Genomic DNA, 11,863 nt, shown 5'->3' with positions numbered 1-11,863 from the left:
ACGAGGACGGTGAACCGATGAGCGAGCATCGCAGCGCAGCGAGGAGCGCAGCTCACGGGAGCGGGCGCTTCCGGAGGTGGACGTGGAGGGCGATCGCCGGCGTCGCCGGCGTCGCGCTCGGTGCGGCGTGCATGGCCTCCGCCCAACGGGCGCAGCGCGCCCCGTCGTCGTCGTTGCGCCCGGTGTCGCCGGTGCCGGTCGGCCCGACCCACGCCGCGCCGGTGCCCGAGCCGCGCGACCGGGTGCTGCTCGTGTGGACGCCGACGCGCCTGCCCGACACGATGGCTGCGCGCGTCGCCCCGCTGGCCGGTGTCGAGCGAGTGACCAGCGTCAACGGTGGGCTCGTCTCGATGACGCGCTCGTGGGATGCCGGCGGCGGCATCGTCGACCAGCCCCGACCCGGTTTCGTGATCCCCCTCGACGGCATGGCGTTCGACCCCGCCACGTTCGCCCCGTTCGTGCCGGCGACGGTGCGTCCGGTGTTCGAGCACCTGCGCGCCGACGAGGTCCTGCTCGGCACCACCTCGGCGCGGCTGCGACGCGTCCACGCCGGCGCCACCCTCGAGCTCGCCGGAGGGCGACGGGTGACGGTGGCGGGCATCGTGGACGACTCGGTGATCGGCGCCGCCGAGGTGGCGTTCACGCGGACGGGCGCGTCGACGGAGCTCCCCACTCCCCGCTACCTCCTCGTGGCCTACGACGGCGACCGCACGCACATCGAGGTCGCGATCCGGGGCACCGTGGAGGCCGCGCTGCCCGTTCGCTTCCGGGGCCCGGGCGAGACGCCGTTCTTCCGGCAAGGCGACGCGGTGCTCGCGCAGGTCTTCCTCAAAGCGCGCTTCGGCGAATTCGCCTTCCGCCCGGGAGAGGGGAAGACGATCGTGATCGACCCTGATTGGGAGCGGGCCAACCTCGTCAGCCGCGACGATCCGATCCTCGGCCGGCTGCGCTGTCACAAGGACCTGCTCCCGGCGCTCGACGGAGCGATGCGCGAGCTCGAGCGGCGCCACCTCGCGTTCGTGGTGGCCTCCTTCGAGGGATGTTGGAACCCGGTGCGGATCGTCGAGGGCGGCGACCTGTCGCGGCACGCGTGGGGCGCGGCGGTCGACCTCAACTATGCGAAGAACCCCACTCAGATCGTCTCGGCGCAGGACCCCCGCCTCGTCGACGTGATGACGCGATGGGGCTTCACCTGGGGAGGGCACTGGCTCGTGCCCGACCCCGCCCACTTCGAGTTCCTCCGGTTGCCCCCGAGCGGGTAGCCCGGCACTAGCCGGGCGGCGGGAGCGCGGTTCCCGATGGGAGCCACGACCAGCCCGGACCGGGCAGGATGACGGTGCCGCCACCGGGAAAGGCGGTGCTCTGCAGGGACGCGCGCATCTCGCAACCGAAGCCCTGGAGACAGTCGACCGCGCCGGACTCCGTCGCCAGCGTCCGCTTCACACCGACCGCGATACCGAAGCCCCCGGCGATGTCGGTCCGGACGAACTGCGCGGTGCTCTCGTCGCACCATCTGCCGTCGAAGCCGGAGCGGCATTCCTCGACCTCGAGGTACGCGCCCGGTGGGAGATTCGACCCCAGCACGAAGGCCAGTTGGTGGTCGGCGAGCTGCCCGGGCTCCACCCGGACCCCCGGCGGCCCCGGTGGCGCCACGGATGAGTCGAACGCGAGGTTGGCGACGGCGGTGTCGCCCGTGCTCGACCCACCGTAGGGGTAGCCGGTGGTCGCACGCAGCTGACAGCCGTTCGCCGTGGTCGCGCAGTCGACGCGGCCATTGACGGTGAAGATCGTCCGGTGGGCCTCCGTCGTGACGTTGATGCCCCCACCGATGTCGGCCTGCGTGAGGGTCGTGGTCGACGGGTCGCAATAGCGGGGATCGCGCGTCGGCGGGTCCTTGACCTTGCACTGTTGGACGAACAGCGTCGTCAGCGGTGTCCACTTGGTGCCCGTGACGCGCACGAGCTGACGGTCGACCAACCCGGTGCCGGGCGTCGCGGCCAGCGTCGACCGCTGGGCAGGAACGGCCGGGTCGAACGTCAGCGGCGCGGACGCGTTCTCCCCGTAGTTCGAGAGCGTCCCGGCGCCGGCGGTGCAGCCCTTGGCCTCGAGCGCGCAGTCGTACCGGCCCGTCGACGTATGAAGCACGCGGCGTACGCTGAGCGCCGTCGCGAACGCGCCCGAGCCGTCGGTCGGCGCGTAGCGGAGCGTCGAGAAGTCGCAGCCCGCTCCGGTCGGGCTGACGGCGTCACCGCGGCACTCGATGACGCCGACCTGCGTGTTTGGAGTGAAGTGCGCACCGTCGACGTCGATCTGCTGGCGGTCCACCAGCGCCTGGTTGGGAAGCGCGACGACGGTCGGGGCCGGCGGTGGTGGTTGTGACGGGTCGAACGCGATCGGCGCCCGGGCCGGCGTACCCGCGTACGGGATGGCCCGCACCTCGCACCCGCTCGCGGCGAGCGCGCAGTCGACGCGCACCTGCTTGATCGTGATCACGCGCTTGACGGTGAGGGCCGCGCTGGTGTGACCCGTGCCGTCCGCGTACGAGTAGGTGGAGGCGGAGAAGTCGCACAGCGCAAAGTCGTCCGACGGCGGGTTCTTGGCCTTGCACTCGACGATCTCCACGCTGTTGTCGGCGGGGAACCCCGAGCCCGTCACCTGCACGAACTGGCGGTCGACCAAGCCGGTGCTCGGCGCGACCGCCACCGTGGCCGGCGGGGGCGGGGGAGGCGCCGTGCCCGTGAAGGACACGGAGACGGCGGCCGACTCGTTGAAGTCGTTGATGGCTGCGGCGTTCACGACGCACTTCAGCGTCGCGGTCACACAGTCGACGGTACCCGTGCCCGTGCTCAGCCTCGCGTGCACGGTCAGGTCGGTGGCGAACGCGCCGGTGGCGCCGGCGGGTACGAAGCGCAGCGTGTTGAAGTCGCAGTCGTTGGGGCTCCGGGTCTTGGCCACCTCCCCACGGCATTGGAGGACCGCCACCTCGGCGCCCGGAGTGAAGCCTGCGCCCGTGACGTGCACGACCTGGCCGTCGGCCAGGCCGGTCGTGGGGTCGACGGCGAGCGAGGGGGGTGGCGGCGGCGCGACCGAGGGGTCGAAGGCGATCGACGCGGCACCCGACTCGCCACCCGGGACGGGATCGCCGTAGTACGCCGTCGCCATCACCCGCGCCTCGCACCCGTTGGGCGTAGTGACGCAGTCGGCACGGCCGTTGGCCACCCTGACCACACGGTGGACGGGGATGCTCGCGTCGACGGCGCCGGTGAAGTCGGCGCGCGTGAACTGTGACGTGCCGCGGTCGCAGAACGCGGGGTCGCTCGTCGGTGGCACCTTCACCTTGCACTCCTGCACGACCACGTTCGAGCCCGGGTTGAAGCCGGCGGCGCGCACCCGTGTGAGCTGGCGGTCGAGGAGGTTCGTCGCCGGGCTCGCGGTCACCTTCGGCGGCGGTGCCGCGGGAAGCGACGGGTGGAAGCTCAGCTGTCCGCCCCACGGGGCGAGGGTGGCGGAGGCCGGAGCGGCGCCCAGCACGAGGGTGAGCATCGCCACGGCGATGACGCACGGAAGACGACGGAAGCTCGAGCCGGACATGCGGCTCCCCCCCTTTTCTGTTGTGGCGACCGCGGTCGCAGTGCCCCTCGGGCGAGGCATTCTCGCACGGGTAGACGTTCCGGGGCCTGCGATGGTTCCCCGTGTGGGAGACAATGGGCCCATGCAGACCTACGAGAAGCTCTACATCGACGGCGCTTGGGTCGAGTCGGCCGGTAAAGCCAGCATCGACGTCATCAACGCCTCCACCGAGGAGGTCATGGGCCGCGTTCCCGAAGGCATCCCCGCGGACGTCGATCGGGCCGTCGTCGCGGCCCGCAACGCTTTCCCCGCGTGGTCACAGACCGCGAAGGAGGAGCGCGGCAAGTTGCTGCAGCGGCTCTCCGAGGGGCTGGGAGCGCGCATGGCCGACATCGCGACCACCATCGCCGGCGAGGTGGGGATGCCGATGCGGCTGTCGCAGCTGATCCAGGCGGGCCTGCCTACGGCGGTGATGGGCTCCTACGCGCAGATCCTCGAGGAGTTCCCGTTCGAGGAGCAGGTCAACAACTCGGTGGTCGTGCGCGAGCCGGTCGGCGTGGTCGGCTGCATCACACCCTGGAACTACCCGCTGCACCAGATCGTCGCCAAGGTCGCACCCGCGCTCGCCGCGGGCTGCACGGTGGTGCTGAAGCCGAGCGAGGTGGCGCCCCTCAACGCCTTCATCCTGGCCGAGATCGCAGACGAGGTCGGGCTGCCGGCGGGCGTCTTCAACCTCGTGTCGGGTCGCGGTCCGGTGGTGGGCGAGGCCATCGCCTCGCACCCCGACGTCGACATGGTGTCGTTCACCGGGTCCACGCGTGCCGGCAAGCGCGTCGCGGAGCTCGCGGCGCAGACCATCAAGCGGGTGGCGCTCGAGCTCGGGGGCAAGTCGGCCAACGTCATCCTCGACGACGCGGACCTCGAGCAGGCGGTCACTGCGGGAGTGAACAACGCGTTCCTCAACTCGGGTCAGACCTGCACCGCATGGACCCGCATGCTCGTGCCGCGCGTGAAGCAGGATGAAGCCGCCCAGATCGCGGTAAGGGCGGCTGAGAGCCTCACACCGGGAGACCCCTTCGGCGACACGGCCAGGCTGGGCCCGCTCGTGTCCGACACGCAGCGCGACCGGGTCCGCGGCTACATCCGCAAAGGCATCGACGAGGGGGCGAAGATGTTGACCGGCGGCGTCGACGCCCCGGAGGGGCTCGACACCGGCTACTACGTGCGCCCGACCGTGTTCGCCGACGTGCGCAGCGACATGACGATCGCCCAGGAGGAGATCTTCGGTCCCGTGCTCTCGATCCTCCTGTACGACGACGACGACGATGCGGTCCGCATCGCCAACGACACGGTGTACGGGCTGGCCGGCGCCGTGTGGTCGGGCGACCCCGAGCGGGCCAAGGCGATCGCCCGTCGCCTGCGCACCGGCCAGGTCGACATCAACGGCGGCGGGTTCAACTTCATGGCTCCGTTCGGGGGCTTCAAGCAGTCGGGCCTCGGCCGCGAGCTCGGGCGCTACGGGCTCGAGGAGTTCCTCGAGACCAAGTCGCTGCAGCTCTGACGGGCGCCCGCCCGGCCTTCTTGTCGTAGTCAGCCGTCCTGAGTACGGCTTTCTACGACACGAAGCAGAGGCCCGAGTGCCTACCGAGGCGCCCGGTTCGGGTGGGACGGTAGGGTCCGCGGCCGTGAACGCCCGCGCCCTGCTGTCCACGGCCGCTGACGCCCTGATCGACCTGCGCCGACAGCTCGAGCCCGACGAGCTGGTCGCGCTGGCGGCGCTCCCGCCCGAGTCGGTGCCTGCGCTGGCGGCGCTGGCCCACGAGGTGCGGTTGGCATGGTGCGGGCCCGAGGTCGAGGTGGAGGGCATCCTGTCGGCCAAGACCGGTGGCTGCCCGGAGGACTGTCACTTCTGCAGCCAGTCGGCGCGCTTCGAGTCGCCGGTGAAGGCCACTCCGTTCCTCGACCCCGACGAGCTGACGCGCGCGGCCGAGGAGACCGCGCGTCTGGGCGCGTCCGAGTTCTGCATCGTGCTCGCGATACGCGGTCCCGACGCGCGGGTGATGCGCCAGTTGCTCGATGCCGTGCCCGTGGTGCGCGACCGCACCGGGCTCAACGTGGCCGTGAGCGCGGGGATACTCACCCGTGAACAGGCGGTAGCGCTCGCAACTGCAGGTGTCCACCGCTACAACCACAACCTCGAGACGGCCCGATCGTTCTTCGGGTCCATCTGCACGACCCACACCTGGCAGGAGCGCTTCGAGACGTGCCGGTTGGTGCGCGACGTCGGCATGGAGCTGTGCTGCGGCGTGCTGCTCGGCATGGGCGAGTCCGATGCCCAACGCCTCGAGCTGTTGGGTCAGCTCCGCGACGTCGAGCCCGCCGAGGTGCCGCTGAACTTCCTCAACCCGCGGCCGGGCACGCCGTTGGGCGAGCGCACGCTGGTCGAGCCGCTCGAGGCGATCCGGTGGATCGCTCTCTTCCGGCTCGCCCTTCCCGACGTCATCCTGCGCTACGCCGGGGGGCGCGAGGTGACGCTGCGCGATCTCCAGGCCATGGGCATGACGTCGGGGATCAACGCGCTGATCGTCGGCAACTACCTCACGACCCTCGGGCGCGCGCCCGACGAGGACCTGCGGATGCTCGAAGACCTGCGCATGCCCGTGGGTGTCCTGTCGAAGGTGCTCTGAGGGGCTGTGTTCTGTAGCGGGTGCGGGCGGCCGTCACCCGAGTGCGACGGACGGTGCCGGCGCCGGCTCGATCCGCCCCGGTTCTGCGACGCGTGCGGGCGGCGCCTCGCCGTACAGGTCAGGCCCGCCTCCTACTCGGCCCGCTGCCGCGACCACGGCGAGGTCGCCCATGGACCGGGCTGAGGCCCACCGGCGACTGGCCGCCGCCCCCGTCGGGCACCTGGCGACCGTCGGGTCCGACGGGCGTCCCCACGTGGTGCCGTTCTGCTTCGCCGTCGCGGGCCAGACGCTGCACTCCGCCGTGGACCACAAGCCCAAGAGCACCACTCGGCTCCGGCGCCTCGACGACATCGCCGTCCATCCCGACGTCACGGTGCTCGTGGACCACTACGACGACGACTGGACCCGTCTGTGGTGGGTGATGGTGCGCGGGCGGGCGCTCGTGCTCGACGACGACGAGCGGGGCCGTGACGCTCTGACCGCGAAGTACCCGCAGTACCGCGACCGCCCGCCGCGTGGGCCGTTCATACGGGTGAGGATGGAGTCGACGCAGTGGTGGTCGGGCAGCGGATCAGGAACAGGAACCTAGGTGCTTCACGAGGAAGTCAACCGAGTGCTGGAACTCCTCCGGGGGGACGGCGGCGTGCGCGCCGGGCTGCACGTGGAGGCGCTTGTCGGGTGACGCGATGACGTCGAACAGGTCGAGCACGGGCTGCCGTTTGAAGAGCTCGTCGTCCCACTGCTGGAGGAACAGCACGGGACAGGTCAGCGTGCGGGCATCGGCTTCCAGCCGGGCACGCGTGGGTCCGACCAGCCCGAGCAGCCCGAGCACCGCCACCTGGATGCGAGGCTCGGCGGCGACGAACGGAAGACCGTAGATCGAGCCCATCGAGAGCCCCCAGTAGCCCACCGTGCCGTCACCGACGTCGCTGCACTTGCGCAACGCGTCGAGCGTGGCCCGCCAATCGGCGACCATCTCGTCGGTGCTCGCCGGCCGCGACCATTCGGTGGGGAACTCGCTGAACACCAGCATCGGGTCGCGGCCGCCGTCGGGCCGCCGGTCGCCGTGGTTGGGGCCGTCGATGGCCGCTGCCGCGTATCCGTGATGGCGCACCATGTGGCGGGCGAGATGGACGACGTACGCCACCCGTTTGTGCAGCGACCCGCCGTGGCCGATCAGGACGAGCGGGCGCGGGCCGGTCGCGGCCTCCGGCGTCCACACGAGCCCGGGCACGATGCGGCCGTCGACGTCCACGTCGAACCGCCGCTCGATGACTCCCATCTCGATCTTCGGCTCACCGATCCACTGCATCACGTCGACGGTAGGCGAAAAGTCACGGGGCCGGGTCACGCGTGGGCTCGGCCGGCCGGCGTGTGCCACCGGTGGCGGACTGCGACCGACCGCGCTCGACGATCGCCTGCCGCCGCCGTTCCACCGCGTCAGGGTCGAACTTGCGACGCGACCACTCGCGGAAGAGCCGGCCCTCGATCTCGAGACCCTCGGTGACGGTGGTGGCAGATGTCTGCTTGTACTCGGCGAGGAGCGCGCGTGCCGCGTCCTGCTCCGCGCCGACGATGTCGGCCGCGAGCGCGCGTGCCGTGGGCAGGAGCTCGTGGTGGGGCACCACGTGGTTCACGAGCCCGCACTCGAGCGCCTCCTGAGCGGTGAGGAAACGCCCGGTGAGGCTCATCTCCTTCGCCCGGCGCACGCCCACCGCCTGCGGCAGCAGCACCGACAGGCCCCATCCCGGCACGACACCGACCCGGGCGTGGGTGTCGCCGAAGCGGGCGCGTTCACTCGCGATGAGGAAGTCGCTGTGCAACGCCAGCTCCAGGCCGCCGGTGACCGTCGGCCCGTTGACGGCACCGATCACCGGCTTGACCATGTCGGCGGGGAAGGGTGTCGCCGCCACGCCCTGTCCGCCCCCCGACAAGTTGTCGCCGGTGGACCCCAGCTGCTTCAGGTCGAGACCCGCGCAGAACGCGGGGTCGGCACCGGTGAGGATGACGACGGCCACGTCGTCGTCGGCGTTGAGCTCGGCGATGGTCGCTGGAAGGGCACGCAAGAGCTCGACGTTGAGCGCGTTGCGCGCTTCGGGTCGGTTGAGGGTCACGACCGCGATTCCGTCCGCCCGGTTGACGAGCAACGGGTCGCTCCCTCGCGGCTGTGTCACGGCCTCGTCGGGCGTCACGGTCGCATCATCCTGACGACGGGCCCGGGCTCGCGGAGGGGAGCCGCCAGCTCGGCGAAGTCGCACAACAGCGGACGTGTGACGCGGGGATCGATGATCTCCTCGACCATGAACGACTCGGCGGTGCGGAACGGCGAGCGCACGAGGTTCATGCGCGCCTCGATCTCGGCCTTCAGCGCATCCGGGTCGTCGGCCTGCTCGAGCTGGGCCTTGAACGCGGCCTCGATCCCGCCCTCGAGAGGCAACGAGCCCCAGTCGCCCGACGGCCACGCGTAGCGGTACGACAGCCGGGCCGCGTTCTGATGGGCGGCGCCCGCCACGCCGTAGACCTTGCGCAGGATCACCGCGCACCACGGCACCCGCGCCTGGTAGATCGCGGCCAGCGTGCGCGCGCCATGGCGGATGGTGGCGGCGCGCTCGGCCGCGGCGCCGATCACGAACCCGGGCTGGTCGACGAGGTGTACGACCGGCAGGTGGAAGGTGTCGGCCAGGTCGACGAACCGCGTCACCTTCTGCGCCGCGTCGGCGGTCCAGCCCGCGCCGTAGTGGTAGGGGTCGCCGGCGAGCACGGCCACCGGCCAACCCGACAGGCGGGCGAGCCCGGTGACCGCGGGACGGCCGAACTCGCGCCCGAGCTCGAGGAACGAGCCGCGGTCCACGAGTGCGTCGATGATCGGCCGGACCTTGTATGGCTTGCGCCGGTCGCGGGGAATGGCGTCGACGAGCCATTCGTCGCGACGGTCGGGGTCGTCGTCGCACACGGCGCGCGGCGGCAGCCCGTGCACCGACGCGGGCAGATAGGAGAGGAAGCGGCGCACGCGGGCGAACGCCTCGTGCTCGTCGTTGACCGCGTCGTCGACCACGCCGTTGCGGACGTGGATCTGACTGCCGCCGAGTCCCTCCTTGTCGACGGTCTCGCCCAGGCGGGCCACCACGGGCGGCCCGGCCACGAACACCTGCGCGACGCCGCGCACCATCACCGAGTAGTGGCTGGTGACGACGCGCGCCGCGCCGAGCCCCGCGACGGGACCGAGCGCGAGCGCGACGACCGGCACGGTGCCGAGGTTGTCGACGACCCATTCCCAGCCCGGGTTGTAGGGGACGTAGGTGCGGCCCAGGGTGTCGAGCGACTTCACCGAGCCCCCGCCGCCCGTGCCGTCGACCAGGCGCACGAGCGGCAGGCGCAGATCGTGGGCCATGCGTTCGGCGTGCACCTGCTTGGCGAAGATCGACGCGTCGGCGGCGCCGCCCCGCACGGTGAAGTCGTCGCCGCCGACGACGACCGCCCGCCCGTCGATGCGTCCCCTCCCCATCACGAAGTTGGCGGGTCGGAACTCCGTGAGCTCGGCGCCCTCGTAGGTGGCGCGCCCGGCCAGCGCGCCGACCTCGTGGAACGAGCCCGCGTCGAGCAGCGCGTCGATGCGCTCGCGCACGGTGAGGCGACCCGCGTCGTGCTGACGCGCCACCTTCTCGGCCCCGCCCATCTCGCGCGCCATCGCCTCGCGCCGGCGCAGCTCCTCGACCTCGGGCTCCCATCCGTCTGCGTCCTGCCGGTCCTCGCGCGGCTCGCTCATGACATGAACGCGATCGGCAAGGCGAGGCCTGCCTCCTTGCGCAGCGACGCGATGCGGCGACCGGGCTGCACCGCGTCCTTGACGGTGCCGAGCCGGTCGCCGAGGTAGCGGGCGGTGGCGTCGAGGTCGGTCACCGTGAACGCGATTCCCCAGAAGCGGGCGGGGCCGTCGCCGTCCGGCGCAGGGGGGCCGACGAGCTCCAGGATCACGGGGCCCAGTCGGAAGAAGACCTGGCGCATGGTGCCGTGGTCGCGCGTTCGACGTGGCTCGAGGCCGACGGCCTGCAGGGCATCGACCGTGCGGGCCGGGTCGGGTGACGTCACCACGACGTGGTCGATCGCCACCACGCCGTTCGGGTGAGCGCGCCCGACGGCTCCCGCCGCGTGCGGCGCGCCGACGGCCCGGTGGCTGGCGAGACCGTCGATGCTGCCCCCGGAGTCGACACCGTCGAGCGACCACGCGCACAGGCCCTGGTGACCCCCCTCGACCACGAGGCGCACGTCGCCGATCAGGCAGTTGCCTGCGGCGTCGACGGTGAAGCCCACCTGCTCCCACCGCTCGGGCTCGTCGGAGAAGACGAGCCCGTCGAGCCTGATGCCGCCCTCAGCGCCGGCCGACGTTGGGACGCTTGCCGTGGTTGGCCTTCTTGCGTCGGGCCCGGATCTTGCGCTTGTTCGTCTTCTTCGACATGGCGGAGGAGACCGTAGTGCACGCGATTACCCTGGCCCCAATGGAACGATTGGGCATCGTGGGATTGCCGAACGCGGGCAAGTCCGCGCTGTTCAACGCGCTCACCGGCGGCAACGCCCTCGTCGCCTCCCATCCCTTCTCGACCACCGAGACCAATGTGGGCATCGCCCGCGTCGCCGACAGCCGCCTCGACGCGCTGGCCGAGATGTCGAAGTCGAAGAAGGTCGTGCACGCGACGGTCGAGCTGGTCGACATCGCCGGGCTGGTCGCGGGCGCGTCGTCGGGCGAGGGCCTCGGCAACCGCTTCCTCGCCGGGATCCGCGAGGTCGACGCGGTGATCCTGGTGTTGCGGGCGTTCGAGAGCGAGGAGATCGTCGGGGGTCACGATCCGCTCGACGACCTCCACACCCTCGAGCTCGAGCTGGTGCTGGCCGACGTGGCGTCGGTGGAGGGCCTTCTCTACCGGCGCCGCAAGGCGGCAAAGGGCGACAAGGACGCGGCCGCGGAGGTGCCGGCGCTCGAAGCCGCGCTCGAGGTCCTGAACGGGGGCACGCCCGTGTACCGCTCGTCGCTCACGGCCGAGCAGCGCACCGCGCTGCGCCCCGCGTTCCTGTTGACCAACAAGCCGGTGCTCGCGGTGGTCAACCTGGGCGACGACCAGGTCACCCAGGCGCTGAACGGGGCGGACGCGATCGTCAAGCCGGTGGCCGCGGAGCTCGGTGACGCGGCCGAGGTGCTGGGTGTCAGCGTGCAGCTCGAATCGGAGGCGGCTCAACTCGATTCCGGGGAACGGGCCGAGCTGCTCGAAGGGCTCGGGCTCGGCGAGGGCGCCCTGTCACGCGTCGTGCGCGCCGCGTACCTCCTGCTCGGCCGGCGCACGTTCCTCACGACGGGCGACAAGGAGTCGCGCGCCTGGACGTTCCGTGCCGGCGCCAAGGCCCCCGAATGCGCGGGCGTCATCCACTCCGACCTGCAGCGCGGTTTCATCCGCGCGGAGGTGATCCGCTGGGACGAGCTGCTCGGGCTCGGCTCCTGGGCCGCGGCCAAGGAAGCGGGCCGCCTGCGGGTGGAGGGCAAGGACTACGAGGTCGCCGACGGCGACGTGCTCGAGATCCGCTTCAACGTGTGAGTTCTGTGTACGAGGAAGGTC

At 71.5% G+C, this 11,863-nt stretch carries 11 protein-coding genes; 5 read left to right on the top strand and 6 right to left on the bottom strand.

All coding sequences use genetic code 11. From position 1 onward, the window contains the following. The first annotated feature begins 17 nt into the window (after positions 1–17). Positions 18–1,262 (top strand): M15 family metallopeptidase, encoded by a 1,245-nt coding sequence (locus E6G06_13320; GenBank protein ID TML90179.1) that lies wholly within the window; start codon positions 18–20, stop codon positions 1,260–1,262. A 7-nt stretch (positions 1,263–1,269) separates the two neighbouring features. Here the strand turns inward: E6G06_13320 and E6G06_13315 are convergent, their stop codons facing one another. Further along, positions 1,270–3,714, bottom strand: coding sequence for a hypothetical protein (locus E6G06_13315; GenBank protein TML90178.1), 2,445 nt, complete (start codon positions 3,712–3,714; stop codon positions 1,270–1,272). On the opposite strand from E6G06_13315, the gene E6G06_13310 reads away from it, so the two are divergent. From E6G06_13310 to E6G06_13300, 3 genes are all read left to right on the top strand, one after another. Continuing rightward, the gene (locus tag E6G06_13310; protein ID TML90177.1) at positions 3,713–5,131 is read left to right on the top strand and encodes an aldehyde dehydrogenase family protein; all 1,419 of its coding nucleotides are present in this window, start codon (positions 3,713–3,715) and stop codon (positions 5,129–5,131) included. The two genes, E6G06_13315 and E6G06_13310, sit on opposite strands and share 2 nt — an antisense overlap. A 139-nt stretch (positions 5,132–5,270) precedes the next feature. Then, positions 5,271–6,257 (top strand): biotin synthase BioB, encoded by a 987-nt coding sequence (gene bioB, locus E6G06_13305; protein TML90222.1) that lies wholly within the window; start codon positions 5,271–5,273, stop codon positions 6,255–6,257. Positions 6,258–6,426: 169 nt separating this feature from the next. After that, complete coding sequence (locus tag E6G06_13300; protein ID TML90176.1) at positions 6,427–6,846, top strand: TIGR03668 family PPOX class F420-dependent oxidoreductase; 420 nt, start codon at positions 6,427–6,429, stop codon at positions 6,844–6,846. Here E6G06_13300 and E6G06_13295 read toward each other — a convergent pair. The 5 genes from E6G06_13295 to E6G06_13275 form a co-directional block, all read right to left on the bottom strand. After that, entirely contained in the window at positions 6,829–7,233 is a 405-nt protein-coding gene (locus E6G06_13295) for a lysophospholipase (GenBank protein ID TML90175.1), read from the bottom strand. The genes E6G06_13300 and E6G06_13295 overlap by 18 nt on opposite strands. Further along, the gene (locus E6G06_13290) at positions 7,175–7,477 is read right to left on the bottom strand and encodes a hypothetical protein (protein TML90174.1); all 303 of its coding nucleotides are present in this window, start codon (positions 7,475–7,477) and stop codon (positions 7,175–7,177) included. Before E6G06_13290 ends, E6G06_13295 begins: the two co-directional genes overlap by 59 nt. 114 nt (positions 7,478–7,591) lie before the next feature. Next, complete coding sequence (locus tag E6G06_13285; GenBank protein TML90221.1) at positions 7,592–8,431, bottom strand: enoyl-CoA hydratase; 840 nt, start codon at positions 8,429–8,431, stop codon at positions 7,592–7,594. Positions 8,432–8,445: 14 nt separating this feature from the next. Beyond that, positions 8,446–10,023 carry a methylmalonyl-CoA carboxyltransferase gene (locus tag E6G06_13280; protein ID TML90173.1) on the bottom strand — a complete coding sequence of 526 codons (1,578 nt, stop codon included), beginning with the start codon at positions 10,021–10,023 and terminating at the stop codon, positions 8,446–8,448. Then, on the bottom strand, positions 10,020–10,619 hold the full coding sequence (locus E6G06_13275; protein ID TML90172.1) for a VOC family protein: 600 nt from the start codon (positions 10,617–10,619) through the stop codon (positions 10,020–10,022). Before E6G06_13275 ends, E6G06_13280 begins: the two co-directional genes overlap by 4 nt. Before the next feature lie 134 nt (positions 10,620–10,753). On the opposite strand from E6G06_13275, the gene ychF reads away from it, so the two are divergent. Further along, positions 10,754–11,842: a redox-regulated ATPase YchF gene (gene ychF, locus E6G06_13270; GenBank protein TML90171.1), complete on the top strand. Its 1,089-nt coding sequence runs from the start codon at positions 10,754–10,756 to the stop codon at positions 11,840–11,842. Positions 11,843–11,863 lie beyond the last annotated feature (21 nt).

Source organism: Actinomycetota bacterium (assembly GCA_005888325.1).
In the GTDB taxonomy this organism is placed as follows: domain Bacteria; phylum Actinomycetota; class Acidimicrobiia; order Acidimicrobiales; family AC-14; genus AC-14.
Note: the sequence above shows the minus strand (reverse complement) of the source record. Positions and strands in the feature narration are given on the sequence as shown.